Origin of the sequence: Neptuniibacter marinus, from assembly GCF_001597725.1 — a bacterium.
Lineage (GTDB): Bacteria > Pseudomonadota > Gammaproteobacteria > Pseudomonadales > Balneatricaceae > Neptuniibacter > Neptuniibacter marinus.
This window is the reverse complement of sequence record NZ_LUTR01000001.1, coordinates 24,887-45,914: the sequence shown is the minus strand read 5'-3', so window position 1 is coordinate 45,914 and position 21,028 is coordinate 24,887. Positions and strand designations below refer to the sequence as shown.

Sequence of the window (21,028 nt, the reverse complement as noted above, 5' to 3'; positions counted from 1 at the left end):
GCGATATGTGGCCTGAGAGTAGTGAACAGAAACAGGAATTGCGCAGCGGTTTAACCACTGGCTGCTGCGCAACTGCTTGTTGTGTGGCTGCTGCTCAGGCATTACTGGCGACTAAACAGCCAGCTAAGGTTGAGGTGTTATTACCCAGAGGGCAGTTGGTCGAATTAGTAATAGAAAGTTATCAACAACTGGGCGATACCGAGCAAGGTATTCGCACTGCAACCATCAAGGATGCAGGGGATGATCCAGATGTAACTCATGGTGCCACAGTGTTTGTGGAGTTGCGGTTAATTGCAGAGAAAGGTGTGTTTTTTAAACCGGCTAAGGGTGTAGGTACAGTCACTCGTGCGGGTTTAGTGCTTGAAGTAGGTGAACCTGCGATCAATCCCGTACCCAGGAAAATGATGCAGGAACATCTTATTAAGAGCGCGGAGACCTATAACTACAGTGGTGGGTTTGAAGTCTCTGTTGGGGTTGAGAATGGCGAACAGATCGCCTTAAAGACGATGAATCCTCGGTTAGGTATTTTGGGTGGTTTATCTATCTTAGGTACAACCGGTATTGTGCGGCCTTATTCCTGCGCTGCTTACATTGCGTCTATTCGACAGGGAATCGATGTTGCGCGCTCAAATGGAATTTCCCATGTTGCAGCAACAACGGGCAGTACTAGTGAAGCTGCGATTAAAAAACAGTATCAGTTACCGGATATGGCGTTAATTGAGATGGGTGATTTTATCGGCGCGTTACTGAAACATTTAAAGAAAGCGCCAGTAGAAAAGGTCACTATTTGCGGCGGCTTTGGCAAAATTAGTAAGTTGGCGCAGGGGCATATGGATCTTAATAGCCGAGCATCCAGTATTGATTTTAAACATTTAGCTGAGATGGCCGTTGCTGTTGGTGCAGATACAAGATTGGTGGAAAAAATATTACAAGCGAATACCAGTATGGAAGTGTTGAAACTGTGCCAAGAGCAACATTTAGATCTGGCCTCGGAGGTGTGTAGTAGAGCGCTTATAGCCGCCCAAGGGATGTTAAAAGATAGATTGCCTGAAATGGAGTTAGAGGTGTGGGCGACTGATCGTAAAGGGCAGTTTGTCGGACATGTTAAGGCTGAGGATCTACAGTGAAAATACTAATCCTTGGCGGGACTTCTGATGCACGTAAAGTCGTTGCGGAGCTGGAAAATAGAGATCTGCTGAAATCGCTACAGGTCACTTATAGTGTGGCGGGTTTAGTCCGCGTGCCCGAATTTTCGTGTGAGGTGATTAGCGGTGGTTTCACTCAACGGGGCGGGTTAACACATTATTTAAGGGAGTTAGGTTTTGATTTAGTTATTGATATTACTCATCCCTTTGCGTTGCAAATGAGTACGGCTGCTGTTGCTGCCTGTGCTGAGTTAGCTATTCCTTGTTGGCGCTTTCATCGTTCAGCCTGGCAGGCTCAAGAGGGGGATCAATGGCAGTTGTTTGATAACTGGGATGGATTGATCAAAGCAACAGAGCCTTATCGCAGTATATTTTTAACGGCGGGACAGATAGAGAAGCCTTTAGTTGATCAGTTTAAGTTGCAAGCAGAGCTGACTGGGCAAAGGCAGATTATCCGAACGGCAGCGCCTCCCAAAGCTGAGTTGCCTGAGACGATGCAGTGGTTAAAAGCAATAGGGCCGTTTAATCATGCAAATGAAAAACAGTTATTGATTCAGTATGACGTGGATCTTTTAGTGAGTAAAAATAGCGGCGGTAGCGCGACTGAAGCTAAGTTAGCGGCGGCCCGTGAATTAGGTGTTCCTGTGTTTATGTTAGAGCGACCGCAGTTACCTGCGGCGGATTGTTTATTAGATTCGGTTAATGACGTAGTTAATAAGATTGAGAATAAAAGGGTTGGAGTGTGACTGTGATATATGAGATCAACCCTCAAGCGATTGAGCAAGAAAGTTTTCGCCAGATCCGCGCGTTAACGGATCTTGCAAATTTAACACGTGAGCAGCAACAGGTGGTGATGCGAATAGTGCACAGTGTTGGTATGCCAGAGGTTGCCAGTAGTGTTTGTTTTAGTGCGCAGGCGTGTGAATCAGGGATTAGTGCTTTAGCGCGTGGAGCCAATATCCTCTGTGATGTGGAGATGGTAAAACAGGGAATAACTAAGCGTATGATCAATCAGCCGCCACTTTGTTATCTAAATGATTCGCGAGCGGCTGAATTGGCACAAGCGAGCGGTGAAACACGCTCTATGGCGGCAGTTGAACTGTGGCGTGATCAGTTAGCGGGTAGTGTTGTAGTGATAGGTAATGCGCCGACTGCATTGTTTAGATTACTAGAGCTGATTGAGCAGGGAGCGGATAAACCCGCGTTGATTATAGGTATGCCTGTAGGGTTTGTTGGCGCGGCGGAATCAAAGCAGCTTTTATGGGATCAGCATCAAAATTTAGGTATTGAGTGCATTACGTTACTGGGTCGGCAAGGAGGTAGTGCCGTAAGTGCGGCCAGTTGTAACGCTTTACTCCGTTGTATCCGTGGGGAGTATTACTAATGACAGGCCAGATTCAAGTGGTGGGTTTAGGTGTTAATGCTAAGGCCGACCTATCGGCAGAGGCACTACAAGCGTTGCATCAGTCAGACCTTGTTATTGGCTCAGAAAGGCAGTTAGATACCTTAGAGCAGATAATACCAGTTGGTAAAGAAAGCATAGTTCTGCCTAAATTATCTGCGCTTAAAGCGTTAATTGATGAGCAACTTGTAAAGGGCCGGACCGTTTTAGTCTTAGCGTCAGGTGATCCGCTTTTTTACGGGATTGGTCGTTGGTTTAGCCGTTATTTCTCGGCTGAATTACTCACCTTTTATCCTGCGGTGTCTAGTCTGCAAGTCGCCTGTCACCGATTAGGAATTGCTTTGCAGGATGTTGAAGTGCTCAGTTTACATGGGCGCCCTTTATCCAAATTAAGAACACGCCTGCGTCAAGATCAACCTTTATTGCTCTTAACCGATAAACACAGTACTCCTGAAGCTTTAGCCAATGAGTGTATTGCTTGCGGGTTTTCTGAGGCCAAAATTACGGTTTGTGAAATGCTTGGTTATCCACAGGAGATGATCAGATCGTTTACAGCTCAAACCCTTTCTAATACAGGGCGTTCCACTAAGTTCGCTTCTTTGCATGTAACACTACTTGAACCCGGTTGTAACCAAGGATTTCTACCTGCCTTCCCTGGTATTCCTGACCAGCATTTTGTGACCGATAAAGAGGATGCGGGCCGTGGAATGATCACTAAACGGGAGGTGCGCTTATCGATTCTCTCCTTGTTGCAAGTGGCTAAAGGTGAGTGTGTTTGGGATATAGGCGCCGGTTGTGGTGGTGTTGCAGTAGAGCTGGCTTATTGGAATCCGAATAGTGATATATATGCCGTAGAGCATCACTCTGATCGTTTTGATTGTTTAGAACAAAATCGCCAGCGTTTTGGGGTAGTGAGTAACCTTTCTATTATTGAAGGTCGAGCACCTCAAGCATTAGCTGATCTGCCGGCCCCTGATAAGGTTTTTATTGGTGGCAGTGGTGGTGAGTTAGCGGCGTTGCTAGATCAAATATGGACCTTACTTCCTCCCGGGGGGATTTTGCTCGGTTCAGCGGTGACGGAACAGAGTAAGTGCGATTATTATCAGTTTAATCAAACGCGCACCCAGAGGGCAGATAGTGAGAATGAAACCCTCCAATTAAGTGTTAGTCGTGGTGATCGTTTAGCGGGCCAGATTATGTACCGTCCCAGCTTACCGGTTACTTTGTACCTGTTTAAAAAGGAACCCTTGTCGTGAATGTTGTTAAAGGGCGGTTTATCGGCGTAGGGGTGGGTCCTGGTGATCCAGAGCTTCTTACAGTGAAAGCGTGGCGGCTTATTCAGCATGCGGGTGTCCTCAGTTTTCTAACTAATGATCAGGGTGAATCACAGGCCCGTCGCATAGCCCTTGAGGCGATCGAATTGGCTGTAGGGGAGCAAACTGAAATTCCCATTTATATGCCTATGCTTAAAGCACGCAATTTGGCGAATCAAGCCTACGATCAAGGTGCAAAAGCGATCGCTGAACAGTTAGATAAGGGACTAGATGTAGTGTTTCTATGTGAAGGTGATCCACTTTTTTATGGTTCTTTTAGTTATTTATTAGAGCGTTTACAAGGGGAGTACAGTTGTGAAGTTGTACCGGGAATTAGTTCTATTAATGCTGCCGCCGCCTGTTTAACGCAACCTTTAACGATGTTGAAAGAATCCTTTGCTGTATTGAATGGTCGTCATAGTGATGAGCAGATTCTTGCTGGGCTTAACCAGTATGATTCTCTGGTTATTATGAAAGCAGGCCAAGCACGACCACGAATTCTAGCCTTATTAGAGCAATCAGGTCGTCAAGGTGAGGCTAAGTATCTTGAATATATAGGGCGTGATAATCAAAAAATTGTCAGTGATCTTAGCAGGTTGGATCGAGTCGCAGGTCCTTATTTTTCCCTTTTTGTCGTGGCGCGTGGTCAGGGAAGAGAGAACCAATGATACGTGTGATCAGTCTGACGGATAAAGGCCAAGTATTAGGTAAACGCTTGGTGGCACAATTAAATGATGCGCTGTTATCCCATAAACCTCAGCCCTTTAGCCAACAAGTGCAAACCTATTTTACGGCAGGTGAACGCTTAATCTTTATCTGTGCGACCGGTATTGTGATGCGTAGTCTTGCGCCTGTTTTAGCCGATAAATATACAGATCCCGCGGTACTGGTATTAGATGAAAACGGACGGTTTGTTATCCCTCTATTATCAGGGCATGAAGGGGGGGCTAATGATTGGGCATTACAGGTTTCTAAGCTGATTAATGCAGAGCCGGTCATTACTACAGCTAATGCTTATCTACACCCTATTTATAGTGTAGGTATGGGGTGTGAGCGCAACTGTCCAGAAGCAGAGCTGGAAGGTTTGTTTATGCAATCTTTACAGCAGCAAGGGCTGTCTATTAAACAGATCAGTTGTTTAAGCAGTATTGATATAAAAGCAGATGAGCAAGGTTTGATCTCACTCGCTGCCAAGCTTGGTATTCCCTTCCTAACGTGGAATAAACAGCAGTTAAGCACAGTTGAAGAGCAATTAAGTACGCGCTCAACTTATGTTCATAGCATTGTTGGTGTTTACGGAGTTGCGGAATCAGCCGCGCTTTATAGTGCGTTGCAATGTGCGGCAGCGTATTCAAAGCAGACCGATATCGCCTTGGAAGCTAGCCTAGTTGAACAAGCGGAACTGGTTATGAATAAACAGAAAACCGCTAAAGCGACTTGTGCAATAGCCAGAGCTTACGCTAGTTAATGCGTTGATTACCCAATAACTAAATAGATTAGAGAGATAGATGAGTCAGTTATATGTAGTAGGTACCGGCCCCGGTGATTCACAGCTCGTTGCGCCTAAAGCGTTAACAGCCATTAACGCCAGTAGTGATCTAGTGGCATATGGGTTGTATTTAGATCTATTGGGCGGTGTTTGTGATGGAAAAACACACCATGATCTGCCTTTAGGTGAAGAGATTGGCCGGGCGCGTCTAGCTTTAGATCTTGCTGCGAGTGGTAAAACCACTGCGCTAATCTCTAGTGGTGATATAGGCATCTACGCCATGGCAACTTTAGTGTTTGAGTTACTAGATCTGCAGTTACAAGGTAAAGAATCTCATCCCGAATGGCTGGATGTTGAGATTGAAGTGATCCCCGGAATATCTGCTATGCAGGCGGGTGCAAGTCGTGTGGGGGCGATGCTCGGGCATGATTTCTGTACTGTTTCTTTGTCGGATCTTTTAACGCCTTGGGAAACTATAGAGAAGCGTATTCACAGTGCAGGTAGTGGTGATTTTGTTATCTCATTTTATAACCCTGTATCGAAAAAACGGGATTGGCAGCTGAACAGCGCCCGCGACATTCTATTGCAATACCGCCCAGCCGAAACACCTGTATTGCTGGGCCGCCAGCTAACCCGTGAAGATGAGTCAATCCGTATTATTCGGTTAGACCAGCTAGACGCTAAAGATGTGGATATGTTCACCATGGTGAGTGTAGGTAACAGCGAATCTAAGCATATTGTTAACGGCAGTAAAGAGTGGGTTTATACCCCGCGGGGATACAGTAAAAAACTATGACGGTTTATTTTATAGGTGCTGGCCCAGGTGACCCTGAGCTAATGACATTAAAAGGTCAACGGATTTTACAGCAGTGCCCTGTAGTGTTGTATGCGGGGTCATTGATTCCTCGTGAAGTACTGGCCTCGGTTGAAGGCAAAGCCGAGAAAATTATTGATACCGCCAGCATAGATCTAGATGAGATTACCCAGCACATTCATCAAGCGCACGCTGCGGGCCAAGATGTTGCCCGTTTACAATGTGGTGACCCATCACTTTATGGCGCTATAGGTGAACAAATTAGGCGCTTAGAAGCTGAAGATATTGATTATGAAGTGGTTCCCGGTGTTAGCGCTGTGGCGGCTTCAGCGGCTTATCTTAAAAAAGAGTTAACCCTATCCGGTGTGTCACAAACCATTATTATGACCCGTTATGAGGGGAAAACACCTTTTCCTGAGCGGGAGCGGTTACCGCAATTGGCTCAAAGCGGCGCGACTTTAGCGATTCACTTAGGGGTGACCCGCATTCATAAAATTGTTGAAGAGCTGATCCCCCACTATGGAGAAGATTGTCCTGTGGCTGTGTGTTATCGCACCTCCTGGCCAGATCAAGACAAAGTGGTTGGAACCTTAAGTAATATTGTCGAGAAAGTACGTGAAAAGGGGTTTACCCGCACTGCGTTAATTTTGGTAGGGCATGTTTTAGATTGTGATGATTTTGAAGAGTCCTATCTCTATGCAAAAGACCAAGCACATATCTATCGGCCCAAGGTGAAACCTGAAAAACCACGCACAGTTAACCGCGACAAGCGCTGAGTTTAAGCGTTGCTATATAACAGAATTTAAGCCTAAACCGACTTTTAAGAGTAGATAGAATGCAACTAAATAAGATCCCAACCACTGTTGTTACCGGCTTTTTAGGTAGCGGTAAAACGACTTTGTTATCTAATGTACTCAAGCAAGCCGCTGGTAAACGTATTGCTGTAATTGTTAATGAGTTTGGCGAACTCGATATTGATGCTGATCTATTACGTAGCTGCCCGCTGGATTGTGATGATGAGCAAGCCACTGCCTCGGGTGGCGAAAATGGTATCTATGAACTCGCTAATGGCTGTATCTGCTGTACCGTTGAAGAAGAGTTCCTTCCAGTGATGAAACAGTTAGTTGAGCGTCGTGATGATATTGACCATATCCTTATTGAAACCAGCGGTTTAGCCTTACCTAAACCCTTAGTTCAAGCGTTTAACTGGCCGGGTATTAAAGAGTATTGCACTGTTGATGCGGTGATTACGGTGATTGATGGGCCAGCGGTTGCTGCGGGGCGTTTTGCTCATGATGCGCAACAGGTTCAGGCGCAACGTTTAGCCGATGAAAGCCTAGACCATGATCCAAGCTTACAAGAATTATTGGATGATCAACTTAGCGCTGCAGACCTTGTGGTTGTCAGTAAAAATGATTTATTGGGGGCTGCTGAACGGGAGCGGGTTCAAGCGGTGATTAGCGCTAAAGTACCGAGTGCCGTTAAGACCACCTATATCAGTAATGGTGAAGCTGAATTGGATACGCTGATGGGGCTCGATGCCGCAGCAGAAGAGCGTATTCACGATGTTCATAACCACCATGATCATCATCACGCGCATGGTGAACATCATGATCATGCCCATGATCACTTTGACTCCTTTGTTATTACACTAGGTGAGGTGGATAGCGATAAGTTGCAAGTGGCGCTTAAAGGCCTGTTAAGTGAATTTAATATCTACCGTGCTAAAGGGTTTGCCGCTTTGCCGGGAAAACCTATGCGTCAAGTCTTACAAGCCGTTGGTAAACGCTTAGATGTATATTTTGACCGTCCATGGGGAGCGGATCAGCCTAAAACGCAATTGGTTTTTATTGGCAAAGGGATTGAGAAATCTGTTATTAAAGCCGCACTTGAAGACGCTTTAGTTTAGGCGACAGTAACTATGCACTTACTTGCTGCCCAACCCGGTGGTTTTGTTGATGATGAAGGTATTATCGATTTAAACCAAACACCGGCTGACCTGGTTATTCTTTCTGCCGCAGACAGTAGTCTGGGGGCCTTAGCTGCCGCTGTCTCTCTTTATCAGGAGCAGGGGCCATTAGATGGTTTAGCTAAAGGGCTGTTAGCAGATATACGCCTTGCCAATTGGATGCAGTTATTAAAACCTGCGGCCTATGATCTGTATGAAGATAAAGTATTAGATAAAGCGAAAGTTGTGGTGTTATCGCTTTTAGGCGGCGCAAGCTACTGGGCATATGGGTTTGAGCGGTTACAAGATTGGGCGGCGGCTGATACGGATCGAACCTTGATTATAGTGCCTGGTGATGATGCCTTAGATCCGCAGTTAATTAAGGCCAGTTCAGTTTCTGAAGCAGAATGTATCCGTGTTTGGCGCTATTTACGCGAAGGGGGTGTGGATAACTCGTTGCATTTACTGAATGCCTTAAGCAGTGAATATTTAGCTTTGCCTCTGCGCTGGCATGAACCTACCTCTTTACCTAAGTGCCTGCTTTATATGCCGGTGACAGATGAGAAAACAGTACGAAAAGAATCGATAAAAGCCTTAGGGCAAGCCACTTTCAATGAGTGGCAACAGCGTTGGGCAGAGAATGTAGCCAAACAGGATAGTGAGGCGACGGCGTTATTACTGTTTTACCGGAGTCACCTGCAAAGCGGTAATACAGAGATGTTTGATCAGTTGATCGCTGAGTTAGAAGATCAAGGGATCAAGCCTTTGCCCGTGGCGATTACCTCCTTGAAAGATGCTGAATCACTGGCGTTAGTGAATGCACTGTTGGAGCAGAGCCGAGCGAGTTTGATTATCAATAGCACGGGTTTTGCCTCAAATACGGTGGCAAGTCCTGATCTTTGTTCGCAACCCAGTGAGTTTTATTCACCCTTTATGCGTAAAGTGCCAGTATTACAACTGGTGTTATCGAGTAGTACAGAAGAGGATTGGCAAACCCATAAGCAAGGTTTACGTAGCCGTGATATCGCTATGCAAGTGGTTTTGCCTGAGATGGATGGGCGTATTCATACCCGCGCTTTAAGTTTTAAAAGCGAGGCCTATTACGATGATCATAGCCAAGTATCTGTTGTGCGCTATCAGCTCCATAAAGAGCGGGCGCAGTTTGTTGCCCAATTAGTTAAGCGTTATGCCTCGCTGTCTACTAAAGCAAATAGTGATAAGCGTATAGGGGTTATTTTAGCTAACTACCCGACTAAAGATGGCCGTATTGGCAATGGAGTTGGCTTAGATACGCCAGCGTCTGCTTTGAATATTTTACAGGCATTGCAGGGTGCGGGTTATCCACTTGATAGCTTGCCTGAGAGCGGCGATCAATTAATCCAAGCTTTATTGGGTGCTGTGACCAATAACCCTAATACACTTCATCAATTGCCCTGTTGGCAGAGTATAGCTTTAGCGGATTATCAACGTTGCTTTAGGCAATTACCTGAAGCCTCTCAGCACGCGGTGCTTGAACAATGGGGCGGTCCTGAACAGGATATTAAATACCGGAATGGACGTTTAATGCTGTCAGGTATTCGTTTAGGTGAAACCTTTGTCGGTATTCAGCCCGCACGGGGGTTTAATATTGATTTAGTGGCTAACTATCATGACCCAGATCTGATTCCCCCTCATAATTATTTAGCCTTCTATTTTTGGCTGCGTGAGTGTTACCAAGTCGATGCGATTATCCATGTGGGAAAACATGGTAATTTAGAGTGGCTACCGGGCAAGGGCAGTGCATTATCAGCAAACTGTTGGCCTGATATAGCCCTAGGGCCTATGCCTCACTTCTATCCTTTTATTGTCAATGATCCAGGAGAGGGGGCACAAGCAAAACGCCGTACTCAAGCGGTGATTATTGATCATCTTATGCCGCCGATGAGTCGTGCTGAAACTTATGGCGAAATGGCCGTTCTGGAAGGGCTGGTGGATGAGTATTATCAAGCGATGGGGATGGATGATAAACGTCAGCAGTGGTTAAGAGATGAGATTCTTAAACAGGTACAAGATACGCATCTGTTAGAGGAATTAGGTGCGTCAGATCTAGTGGATAAAGATGAGGTCTTGACTGAGTTAGATGCTTACCTTTGTGATATTAAAGAGGCGCAGATTCGTCATGGCTTACATATCTTGGGTGAACTGCCTAACCCTGACAAATTAGCAGAAACCTTAGTGGCTCTGTTACGTCTCCCACGAGGCGACGATCCGAGTGCTCAAGGTATTTTGCATAACCTCGCTGTTGATCTCAATCTTGCAGAGGGTCTAGATTATCCGTTTGATCCATTAGAGGCCACACAGAAAAGCTGGCAAGGTAAAAAGCCGAAACTTTTAGCTGCTATATCTGATCAACCTTGGCGGAGTGAAGCGGATACTCGCGAACGTTTAGAGCTACTCGCCCTACAGCTGATTCAGGATTATATATTAAGGCCCCAGTCTCTTGATGACTTGGCGGAGCTACCGCGGATTAAAGAGCAGCTCGCCTATGTGCAAGCCACCCTTTATCGTGCACTCCTGCAAAGTGCTGAGTTAGAGATCCAATCATTACTGGATGGTTTACAAGGCATATTTGTTAATCCGGGCCCCAGTGGTGCGCCGACTCGGGGGCGTTTAGATACCTTACCTACAGGACGCAACTTCTATTCTGTTGATAATCGCTCTATACCTTCTCCTGCTGCGTGGGCTATAGGTGAGCGTTCAGCACAAGCTTTGGTTGAACGCCATCTGCAAGATCAAGGTGATTATCCACGTAGTTTAGGTCTCTCAGTGTGGGGTACTGCAACTATGCGTACCGGCGGGGATGATATTGCGCAAGCTTTTGCTTTGATGGGGGTGCGTCCTATTTGGGCACCGGGTTCCAATCGGGTGGTGGACTTTGAGATAATTAGTAGCCAACTCTTAGGTCGGCCACGAGTTGATGTAACCTTACGAGTATCGGGTTTTTTCCGTGATGCGTTTCCTAATGTTATGCGCTTATATGATGCCGCAGTGCAAGCGATTGCAGCCTTAGAAGAGCCGGGTAGTAGTAATACTATTCAGCAAAATATACAGAGACGCCAGCAGCAGTTGGTAGAGCAAGGCGTATCAAGCGAAGAGGCTCTACGCCAAGCCAGTTATCGTGTGTTTGGTAGTAAACCAGGAGCCTACGGGGCGGGGTTGCAAGGGTTGATTGATGAACGCTGCTGGGAGCAAAAGAGTGATCTTGCAGAGGCTTATCTCAATTGGGGCGGTTACGCTTATACCGGTACTTTTTCTGTTAAGAGTACAGAGGGTGTAATGCAAGATGATGGTGTAGCGGTACCTGAGACCTTTCAGTATCAGCTATCCACTTTAGAGGCGGTCGTACAAAATCAGGATAATCGTGAACACGATATTTTAGATTCCGATGACTATTATCAGTTTCAAGGTGGTATGAGCAATGCGGTCGAAGTGTATAAAGGTGAAGCGCCGCAGGTTTACCATAATGACCATTCTAACCCGCAAAAGCCTAAAGTACGTACCTTAAAAGAGGAATTAAATCGTGTGATTCGCTCCCGTCTATTAAATCCTAAGTGGATTGGGGCAATGCAGGAGCATGGTTACAAAGGTGCGTTTGAGATGACGGCGAGTGTGGATTACCTTTTCGCTTATGATGCGACGACTAATCTGATTGCTGATTATCAATATGAAAAAGTATCTGATGCCTTGGTTTTTGACCCACAGAATCGCGAGTTTTTAGAACAACATAATCCCCATGCATTAGAAGAGATTGCCGAGCGGTTATTAGAGGCAACTCAGCGGGGATTATGGCAGGAACCGGGTGACTATAGTGAGCGTTTACAAGATCTTTTATTAGAAATTGATGAACAACAAGAGTCGATATAAACAGAATGTATCTACAGATAAATGCCCGTATTTGGAATTTAGATAGATGAGCGGATTTAGATCACCCCATACATTGATGGTACAAGGTACGACCTCTGACGCGGGTAAAAGTATCTTAGTGACTGCGATTTGCCGTATTTTGGCACGCCATAAGATATCAGTGGTCCCTTTTAAACCGCAAAATATGGCATTAAATAGCGCGGTGACAGCGGATGGTGGTGAAATAGGCCGTGCTCAGGCGGTTCAAGCCGAAGCTTGTTATCTAGCGCCCTCGATTGATATGAATCCTATATTGCTTAAACCTAATAGCGATATAGGCGCACAGGTGATTGTGAACGGAGCAGCGATCGGCAATATGAAAGCCACGGAATACCATGCTTTTAAACCGCAGCTTTTAACTGAAGTTGTGCAAAGTCATCAACGGTTACAGCAGCAATTTTCAGCGGTTATTGTTGAAGGTGCAGGGAGCCCAGCGGAGATCAATCTGCGCGAGCATGATATTGCTAATATGGGCTTTGCTGAGCGTATAGATTGCCCCGTTATTATTGTGGCCGATATTGATCGTGGCGGCGTGTTTGCCCATCTACTGGGTACTTATGAGTTACTTAGTGTGTCAGAAAAGGCGCGGGTAAAAGGATTTGTGATCAATCGTTTTCGGGGTGATGTCTCACTACTTGAACCGGGACTTGATTGGTTGACCGCTCGTACCGGAGTGCCTGTATTAGGTGTTATACCTTATCTGGCTAATCTGCATATAGAGGCGGAAGATGCGGTCAACCAGCAACAGAAAAATGCTGGAAACTATCAACAGTTAAAAGTGGTCGTTCCACTCTATCCTAGGGCCAGCAACCATACAGATTTTGATGTTTTACGTATGCACCCTCAGGTTGATTGTGAGTTTATGAAAGAGGCTTCGCTATTTGCTGGTGCAGATCTGATTGTTTTACCTGGTAGTAAAAATGTACGCGGTGATCTGCAATGGCTAATGGAACATGGATGGGATGTGATTATAAAACGACATCTGCGCTTAGGCGGTAAAGTGATTGGTATCTGTGGCGGTTATCAGATGTTAGGTCATTGGGTTCATGATCCCGATAAGATTGAATCAACGGCCGGTTCTAGTGCTGCATTAGGGTTATTAGATATGGAAACGACCTTAATGGATGATAAGTGTCTTCGTAATGTTAGTGGCTATTTGTGTGGCAGTGAGATAGAGGTTAAAGGTTACGAAATTCATGCAGGTGAGAGTAGAGGCCCCGCTTTAGAAACACCTCTATTTCAGTTGATTGATGAAGGGGGTAAGCAGCGCTATGAGGGGGTACGTAATAGCGATAATACGCTTTTAGGAACCTATCTACATGGGGTGTTCGATCACCCTCAGCTACTGGCTGAGTTATTAGGTTGGGCTGGTCTTACACAAACAGAGCGTTTTGATTATCCCGCTTTCCGCGATCAGCAAATTGATCGTTTAGCCGATGCGGTCGAGGCGGTGATGCCACTTAGCTTATTAAGTGCATTGCTGGATCTTGAGGAGCGATCAGCCGTATGAGTATTGCTTTGAGTTTATTGGCTGCTCTGTTGTTAGATTATTGGTTTAAAGAACCTAAGCGTTTTCATCCTTTAGTGGGTTTTGGCAATATGGCGAGCTTGCTCGAAAAACGCTTTAATCTGAATGATAAAAAGGGTGGCGTTCTTGCTTGGTGTCTAGCTGTTTTACCTTGGGTTTTTTTGGGTTTTCTTTTGCAATATAGCTTGCTGGATATGCCTGTATTAATGGCTCTTGTAGCGGGTGTTGTGCTTTATTTTGGCCTAGGCTGGCAGAGCTTGTTAAGTCATGGGATGGCAATTGCTGAACCTTTAAAAAGGGGAGATCTGCAGGCTGCGCGTCAAGCGGTATCGATGATTGTTAGTCGAGATACGTCAGAGCTTGAGGAGGAAGCGATCGCTTCTGCTGCTACAGAGTCGGTTTTAGAAAATGGTGCAGATGCTATTTTCTCAGCGTTGTTTTGGTTCTGTTTACTCGGTATTCCGGGTGTAATTCTTTATCGTTTGAGTAATACCCTTGATGCGATGTGGGGCTATAAAAACACACGCTATGTGCAGTTTGGTTGGTGCGCTGCGCGTATAGATGACCTATTAAACTTTGTTCCCGCTCGGTTGACGGCTGCTAGTTATGCGTTGCTTGGAGATACTGCTATTGCGATAAAAGCATGGCGTGAGCAAGGGCGTATTTGGAAAAGCCCAAATGCAGGCCCTGTAATGGCCTCAGGTGCAGGGGCCATTAATGTTTCTTTAGGAGGAGCGGCAATCTACCATGGCGAGTTACAGCAACGGCCAGCTCTGGGACCTGAAACGGGCGATAAGCCGTCAGCTGAAAGTATTAAACTTGCTTGTGAATTAGTTAATCGAGTTCTGATTTTTTGGGTGGTTCTTATCTATGTAGTGACTGCTGTTTTAGTCTCTGTGCAGAGTGCAAGCCTGTGAAAGCAGAAGCAGTTAAGTTAATCCATGGTGGTGATCTGCAATCGGCGGCCATGCGATATGGTATTGAGCTAGAGGAGTGGATCGATCTATCTACGGGGATTAATCCTTGCGCTTATCCTATCCCTAAGTTGAATGAGATCTGCTTTCAGCAGTTACCTTATCTTTCTACTGAGTTTAAGAAGGCGGTTACTTTCTATTACGGTAGTGATCGTTTTGCCGCTTGTAGTGGGAGTCAGCAGGTGATTGAACTCTTACCTAAATTACTACCTAAGCTGCCGGTACTCTTACCAAGCTTAGGTTATCAAGAACATTCAGAGAGTTGGATCAACGCTTGCGAGAATGAGAGAGATATTCATTTTTATCCCGCGACTGATCAGGATGTGGCGATAGAGCGTATAGAGTTTCAATTGGAACAAGGTGAGCCATTCCATCTAGTGGTTATCAACCCTAATAACCCTACTGGATTATCCTTTTCAGTGGCGCAGTTATTTGATTGGTCGTCTAGGTTAGCGGAAGGTGGTTTTTTGATTGTCGATGAAGCCTTTATTGATCTGCACCCTGAACAGAGTGTCTTATCCCATTATGATGAGTTTCATACTGTTGATAATCTAGTGGTGATGCGCTCTTTTGGTAAGTTCTTTGGTTTGGCTGGATTGCGATTAGGGTTTCTTTTTGGACCTGAAGTGGTGTTACAGGCGGTACATAATCGGATTGGGATTTGGTCGATCAATGGACCTGCTCAAGCTGTAGCTATAGATGCTTTCAATAACCGTACTTGGCAGATGAATAACCGCGTAAATATTAGGCTAAATAGTGAAAGAACACTGACGCTGTTTTCGCCTTTATTAAAACGTATCGAGGCTAAAATGCAGGGGACTTCTCTGTTGTTTAGTAGTTGGTGGGTAGAGAGTGAGCAGCTAGAGCAGATGTATGACTTTTTTGCGCAACGGGGTGTGTTGTTACGAGTGATTGAAGAGGGGGTAGCGTTGAATAAACCTTCTGATTTGAGCCTTTTGCGGCTTGGTATTATTGATGCTAAGAATGAATCTATAGTGTTGAAACTGCAGCAAGTGATAGATGAATTTATTTTAACATTTGATTGAATTAGGTCACCCAAGTGTTTTTCACTTAGGTATAAATATTGGTTCTGTAGATGCTCGATGTATTTGAGACTGATTGATAGATTCTTTTCTTAAGAGGCTGCAATTAGTTTTGACTCGGGTAAAATTCAGAACCTGTTTTTTAAGTTTTATTGGAGATAGCCCAGTGCCTAAAAAAGGTATTATGGTGTGTGGTCACGGTAGCCGTGATAAAGATGCAGAGCGTGAATTTAGTCGTGTGGCTGAGGGGTTGAAAAAGCGCTTTCCTGATATGCCTATCGAGTATGGTTTTTTAGAATTTTCTGCACCTAATATCCATATGGGGCTTAACTCCTTACTAGAGCAAGGTGTTGATGATATTTACGCGGTACCTGGGATGTTGTTTGCGGCGACACATGCCAAAAATGATATTCCATCGGTGTTGACTACCTATGCGGAGAAAAACGATGGGGTTTCTGTACATTATGGTCAAGAATTAGGCTTACACCCCGCGATGATCGAAGCGTTTCAAGCACGTATTTACGAATCCTTAGGTCTTGATCCGGCCAATCCGCCAGATAATCTTTATGACACTATGTTGGTTGTTGTCGGTCGTGGTACTTCTGATACTGAGGCGAACGCTGAAGCCGCTAAACTAACCCGCATAGTCAATGAAAATATGGGTTTTGGTTGGGCAGATACCGTTTATTCTGGAGTGACTTATCCCTCGGTAGGCGTTGGCTTAGAACGCTTAATTAAACTCGACTTTAAACGTATAGTTGTCGCGCCCTATTTTTTATTCACAGGTCGTTTAATTAAACGCATTTTCGGTTATGTGGATAAAGTTGCTACGGAAAATCCTGAATTTGAATTTATTAAAACTCCTTATCTAAATGATCATGAAAAAGTCATTGATGCATTTGAGATAAGGGTGCGAGAAATTTTAGAGGATGAGGGGCAATCGCCCAGTGAATCCTTGATGGAATCTTTCCAGCGACGTTTAGCCGCCGGTGAGGTGGATATTCATCATCATCATGCTGAATTTAATCCGGAGCATGAACACCATACTCATGGCCATGAGCATAGCCATCACCACTCGCATAGCCATGCAGATGATCATCAACATTCCCATGGAGTCTATGAACATATAGGGCACCCCCTAGGTCCTCGTACAATGATAGGCGAAGGGGTGTGTTGTTGCTTTATGAGCCAGTTTCCACAGGAAATCCTTGATGAAGAGAAGGATAAAATAGGCTTATCAAAACCTGAGGATGCTATAGCTCATAAGTAGTGGGCAAATGTGATTGATATTTGGATTCAGCATCAGGGGGCGATTAAGCCCCCTGATTAGTGTTGGGCGTGTTTATTTTCTATTTTGTTCAGCAATAATGTGCTGATAAGAGAACAGGTGATGAGAACCTGTATGGGGAGCGTGGCATGCCGCGCATTGGGTTAAGTCTTTATTGGCTCTTTCGCCGCTCGGTTTAAATGCTGCAAAATCCCAATCATCATTACCCATGCCTTCTGGGTACTCAGCGGCTGCACCTTCACGTCTTTCCATCACGGCAAGCACAGCCAGCTTATTGATGACTCTCTCTCCTAAGGTGGAGTTGATAACTTTACCATCGGCATCTTTTTCTACTTTGTAAACTTCCCCAACGATCACTGTACCGTAAGGTAATTGACCATTTTCTTCAGTACCGCTGAGCCCTTTATCGTTAATATATAATCTAATATATTGGTCAGGGTTTTGTGTACGATTAAGAGAGAGGTAAGGTGTAAAGTTGGTCAAGTAGTCTGCTGGGAAATTAATTTCATCTCCTGGACCCGCCCAACAAAGAGAGCTACCTATGATGCCTGCGGTTAGTGCTATAACTTTTTTCATTTCTTCATCCTCACATATTATTATTTTTGCGTTTTTGAAGTGATACTTAACATGTAATTAATATACATTAAATTTACTAAGAGTCTATTATTTGGATTATTTTTAGAACGATTTATTCGATGACAGGTTTGAGATGTAGCCTTTAGCGATAAAGTTGTTCGGGAGAGTAGGTTAGTTCGAGCTGGGTTCGTTCGGCTTTCGTTAACCTTTTAACTACTAGGCCATAGGAACGATCAATCAATCGTTCAATCTCTTTTTCTGGCATAGTTGGTTTTAGGACAACACTGATCCAATGTTTCTTGGACATATGATAGGCCGGTAGAATCTCAGGAAATATATCACGTAGCATAAATGCTTCATCAGGATCGCATTTGAGGTTTAAAAAAGCACAGCCGGCAAACTCAGCACCGAGTTCCTTTCCTGCTTTTCCGCATATGCCTAATAGAGCAAACATTTTATTTTTTACTTTAAATACCACTGTTTGTGGACCAAAGGGATATTCTTTATAAGCATCAGGACGAGAGAGAGCGTGTTTTTCTGCTTGTTTATAATCCATAAAGTCACTGCCCTTGGGTTTATTGAGTAATATTTTGGTTGGCGCGATACTTTTTGCTGTAAGTTTAAAATATAAATAATACAAGGATAAGCATGAAAAATGTTCTATTGATTAGCATTTTCTCTCTGTTATTAGGTTGTAGTGATGACGAAGTGGGTGATGTATCTCTTGGTTTTTTAACCACAAAAGATATAAAGGTTAGTGTGTTTGTCGATCCCATAGTGACAGGCGTTACTTGTCATATTGCAAATATAGAGGCCGATTTAGATTTTGCGGATCCTAGTGATGGCGCTATTGCTTGCCGCCAGACAGGAGTAATGAGTCCTGAGATGATTGATCAGATAGATAAGTCAAAATCAGGAGAGGTTGTGTTTAAAAAGTCGAAAAGTATTCTGTTTAAATCATTAAAAATACGACGTATTTTTGATGCAAGCTCTCAAACCTTGATGTATGTTTCCTATTCTACAAAGGAAACCTCAGGCAGTTATAAACATAGTTTGTCTACTGTGCCCTTGTGGGGAACTCAAGCCTATCAGGCTAAGGAGGCTGAATAGGCAACGTATATAAATGTGACCAAATAATATGACGCGATAGTTCAGTGATAAATCATCAGCGTTTACAATTTATTGTTCGCGGTTGAATGTTAAAATATCACCGTTAAAGGGCTGTTCTAAGTAGTCAGTATTTATCGGGTTTAGGTGGGAAGGTGTGTAACCATATTTATCCATCAATAGGCTTAACTTATTTTTAGACGCTTCATCAGAGATACTCTGATCAATTCAGAAGGTTACTCTCTATAGGGTGCTGCTTTAGTCTTGTATTGGTGGTGCTTAAGTAGCAAATCTTGCTAAGCAGCTTGTTCAAATTAGCTGTCAGCGGCTTTAATTAAGGTTATAAAAAATAATAAGGCGTAAAAATGATAATTATTAGAGCTATAATTCTAATAATGTCATAAAAACGTTTTTTTAGGATATATGGGTGGTCGCTAATGTCTTGGTTTGGACGCAGTAAATCGTTAAAAACTCCTTTTGCTGATGCTGAAGTTATTAAAGTTAAATCTCTCAGTAGTCGAGAAATCTCTGCCGACAATCTTGCTATGCTCGCTTTCGACGGGGCATCGGTCTCTTTGGTGATTGCGTTTATTTCGCCGCATATCGACTTTGAAAGCACAATTAGACAGCTAAAATTAGCCATGCCTGATGTACCTAAAATCGTAGGCGTAATGACGGCTGGAGAGTTAAGTTCCTGTGGACAAAAGTTGTACCACGATGCCGATAATCATTGGGATCATATAGTTGTTCAAAGTTACAGTAGCGATGTTTTTGCTGATGTGGCGATTAGGTCAGTACCGCTTCATTGTGAAGATATTCGTGCTGGTAATCCGACAATGACAAGAAAGGAACGCGTGGCTAAATTCGCTGAAGAATTTAAACGTATCCAAGTACCTTTTGATATTAATTATCAAGACACGTTAGCCTTAACCTTTTTTGATGGTTTGTCAGCCAGCGAAAACTTTTTCATGCAAGGTTTGTATGAAAGTGGTCAATTTCCTTGTTATTTTGTTGGCGGTTCAGCTGGTGGTAAATTAGACTTTCAACAAGCCCTTGTTTTTGATGGGGAGCGTGTAGCGCACAACCATGCTGTTGTTATCTTTGTTAAGTTAGCGCCTCGTATGCGTTATGGTGTATTCAAAGCGCATAATTTTGACAAAACGTCGACCTCCTTTATCGTTGCAGAATCTAATGTCTATACGCGTGTTGTTCAATCAGTCATTCGTGATGGTAATAACCAGTTAACTTCTATCGTAGATCTGCTCTGTGAGCATTTTAAATGTTCTGCCTCTCAGTTAGGTGATGCACTTGTCGGTTATTCCTTTGCGGTTGAAATTGGTGGAGAGCTATTTATCCGTTCTATCGCTGCCATTAATGAGGCTGAAGGGAGTATCGCATTTTTCTGTGATTTAGAGTTCGGCGATCGATTATATTTGGTTAAAGCTAAGCCTTTTGCTCAAACAACGAGTCAGGATTACCGTGATTTTTTACACGGGAAATCAAGTAAACCTGTCGCGATGTTGGCAAATGATTGCGTGTTGCGTCGTTTGAATAATACTAATGAACTTGCGCAAGTTCATGATTTTGACAATATGAGCGTTGCTGGCTTTTCCACATTTGGGGAATTGCTCGGTGTTCATATGAATCAGACCCTTACTGCTTTGTTCTTTTTTAAAGTTCAACCAGGTGAGCGATTTCAAGATGAATACGCTGATAAGTTTCCTTATCACTATAGTAATTTCCGTCAATACTTTTTGAATGCTCGAATCAATAGTTTAGAACAGATCAATTATTTACAAAATAACTTAATTGAATGTATGGGTGCGTATCGTCCCTTGTTACGAAAAATGGTTGGTAGTTTTGATCATGTTTCCGGCTATGCGCAAACAACAGGTAATGTACTGAATGATATTCAGCAGAAGTTTTTGGGTTTTTCTAAAGGTATTGAAGATCAAGGTGAATCGCGTAAAGACTTGCACTTAAAAGTAGAAGACTTGAAACAGAACTCTGAAGAGGTCTTAACGATTTTGAACGTTATCTCTAGCATCGCTGATCAAACTAATCTTTTGGCGCTTAATGCTGCGATTGAGGCTGCGCGTGCAGGTGAGGCAGGTAGAGGCTTTGCTGTTGTCGCTGATGAGGTTAGGCAGCTTTCCCATAACACTCAGCATAGCTTGAATGAAACGGGGAAAACGATTGATGCGGTAACGGGGTCAATTACTGCTATCCGAGATACGATTTCAGAAATGGAAAGCTTTATGAGTCAAGTTTCTGAAAGCTCTAAGGCATTAAGTGATGAGATGAGTGGTCTTGTTGGATCATCCGCAGAGACCAGTGAGCAGGTAAGGGATAGTATTGAGTACATATCGGATGTTGAGACCGAAATGGATAGTATTGATAGAGAAGTCGAAGCGATTGAGCGTTTACGGAAAATAGATACTTCTCGTTAGTTTGTGGTT

The 21,028-nt window shown here is 44.1% G+C and carries 18 protein-coding genes; 16 read left to right on the top strand and 2 right to left on the bottom strand.

Annotated features, from left to right (window positions below):
• Window positions 1–5 precede the first annotated feature (5 nt).
• The 14 genes from A3774_RS00220 (at window position 6) to A3774_RS00155 (ending at window position 16,868) form a co-directional block, all read left to right on the top strand.
• Window positions 6–1,127 carry a cobalt-precorrin-5B (C(1))-methyltransferase gene (locus A3774_RS00220; RefSeq protein ID WP_067861722.1) on the top strand — a complete coding sequence of 374 codons (1,122 nt, stop codon included), beginning with the start codon at window positions 6–8 and terminating at the stop codon, window positions 1,125–1,127.
• Window positions 1,124–1,891, top strand: coding sequence for a precorrin-6A/cobalt-precorrin-6A reductase (locus A3774_RS00215; RefSeq protein ID WP_067861719.1), 768 nt, complete (start codon window positions 1,124–1,126; stop codon window positions 1,889–1,891). Before A3774_RS00220 ends, A3774_RS00215 begins: the two co-directional genes overlap by 4 nt.
• Window positions 1,888–2,529: a precorrin-8X methylmutase gene (locus A3774_RS00210; protein ID WP_067861716.1), complete on the top strand. Its 642-nt coding sequence runs from the start codon at window positions 1,888–1,890 to the stop codon at window positions 2,527–2,529. Before A3774_RS00215 ends, A3774_RS00210 begins: the two co-directional genes overlap by 4 nt.
• Complete coding sequence (locus tag A3774_RS00205; RefSeq protein ID WP_067861713.1) at window positions 2,529–3,803, top strand: bifunctional cobalt-precorrin-7 (C(5))-methyltransferase/cobalt-precorrin-6B (C(15))-methyltransferase; 1,275 nt, start codon at window positions 2,529–2,531, stop codon at window positions 3,801–3,803. Before A3774_RS00210 ends, A3774_RS00205 begins: the two co-directional genes overlap by 1 nt.
• Complete coding sequence (cobI, locus tag A3774_RS00200) at window positions 3,800–4,528, top strand: precorrin-2 C(20)-methyltransferase (RefSeq protein ID WP_067861710.1); 729 nt, start codon at window positions 3,800–3,802, stop codon at window positions 4,526–4,528. The genes A3774_RS00205 and cobI overlap by 4 nt, the downstream gene beginning before the upstream one ends.
• Entirely contained in the window at window positions 4,525–5,328 is an 804-nt protein-coding gene (locus A3774_RS00195; RefSeq protein ID WP_067861707.1) for a cobalt-precorrin 5A hydrolase, read from the top strand. Before cobI ends, A3774_RS00195 begins: the two co-directional genes overlap by 4 nt.
• Before the next feature lie 40 nt (window positions 5,329–5,368).
• Entirely contained in the window at window positions 5,369–6,145 is a 777-nt protein-coding gene (gene cobJ, locus A3774_RS00190; protein WP_067861704.1) for a precorrin-3B C(17)-methyltransferase, read from the top strand.
• Window positions 6,142–6,939 carry a precorrin-4 C(11)-methyltransferase gene (cobM, locus tag A3774_RS00185; protein WP_067861701.1) on the top strand — a complete coding sequence of 266 codons (798 nt, stop codon included), beginning with the start codon at window positions 6,142–6,144 and terminating at the stop codon, window positions 6,937–6,939. The genes cobJ and cobM overlap by 4 nt, the downstream gene beginning before the upstream one ends.
• Before the next feature lie 59 nt (window positions 6,940–6,998).
• On the top strand, window positions 6,999–8,072 hold the full coding sequence (gene cobW, locus A3774_RS00180) for a cobalamin biosynthesis protein CobW (RefSeq protein WP_067861698.1): 1,074 nt from the start codon (window positions 6,999–7,001) through the stop codon (window positions 8,070–8,072).
• Window positions 8,073–8,084: 12 nt separating this feature from the next.
• Window positions 8,085–12,014 (top strand): cobaltochelatase subunit CobN, encoded by a 3,930-nt coding sequence (gene cobN / locus A3774_RS00175; RefSeq protein WP_067861695.1) that lies wholly within the window; start codon window positions 8,085–8,087, stop codon window positions 12,012–12,014.
• A gap of 46 nt (window positions 12,015–12,060) precedes the next feature.
• Window positions 12,061–13,563: a cobyric acid synthase gene (locus A3774_RS00170; protein ID WP_067861692.1), complete on the top strand. Its 1,503-nt coding sequence runs from the start codon at window positions 12,061–12,063 to the stop codon at window positions 13,561–13,563.
• Window positions 13,560–14,498, top strand: coding sequence for an adenosylcobinamide-phosphate synthase CbiB (cbiB, locus tag A3774_RS00165; RefSeq protein ID WP_067861690.1), 939 nt, complete (start codon window positions 13,560–13,562; stop codon window positions 14,496–14,498). Before A3774_RS00170 ends, cbiB begins: the two co-directional genes overlap by 4 nt.
• Window positions 14,495–15,601: an aminotransferase class I/II-fold pyridoxal phosphate-dependent enzyme gene (locus tag A3774_RS00160; protein WP_067861687.1), complete on the top strand. Its 1,107-nt coding sequence runs from the start codon at window positions 14,495–14,497 to the stop codon at window positions 15,599–15,601. Before cbiB ends, A3774_RS00160 begins: the two co-directional genes overlap by 4 nt.
• Before the next feature lie 181 nt (window positions 15,602–15,782).
• Window positions 15,783–16,868 (top strand): sirohydrochlorin chelatase, encoded by a 1,086-nt coding sequence (locus tag A3774_RS00155; protein WP_067862422.1) that lies wholly within the window; start codon window positions 15,783–15,785, stop codon window positions 16,866–16,868.
• A 72-nt stretch (window positions 16,869–16,940) separates the two neighbouring features.
• On the opposite strand, the gene A3774_RS00150 is transcribed toward A3774_RS00155, so the two are convergent.
• Window positions 16,941–17,462: a cytochrome P460 family protein gene (locus A3774_RS00150; RefSeq protein ID WP_067861684.1), complete on the bottom strand. Its 522-nt coding sequence runs from the start codon at window positions 17,460–17,462 to the stop codon at window positions 16,941–16,943.
• 142 nt (window positions 17,463–17,604) lie between these two features.
• The gene (locus tag A3774_RS00145) at window positions 17,605–18,018 is read right to left on the bottom strand and encodes an MmcQ/YjbR family DNA-binding protein (RefSeq protein WP_067861681.1); all 414 of its coding nucleotides are present in this window, start codon (window positions 18,016–18,018) and stop codon (window positions 17,605–17,607) included.
• Between the two features lie 92 nt (window positions 18,019–18,110).
• Here A3774_RS00145 and A3774_RS00140 point away from each other — a divergent pair, with 92 nt between their 5' ends.
• Window positions 18,111–18,572, top strand: coding sequence for a CreA family protein (locus tag A3774_RS00140; RefSeq protein ID WP_067861678.1), 462 nt, complete (start codon window positions 18,111–18,113; stop codon window positions 18,570–18,572).
• A gap of 434 nt (window positions 18,573–19,006) precedes the next feature.
• The gene (locus A3774_RS17095; protein ID WP_067861675.1) at window positions 19,007–21,019 is read left to right on the top strand and encodes a methyl-accepting chemotaxis protein; all 2,013 of its coding nucleotides are present in this window, start codon (window positions 19,007–19,009) and stop codon (window positions 21,017–21,019) included.
• Window positions 21,020–21,028: the final 9 nt, after the last annotated feature.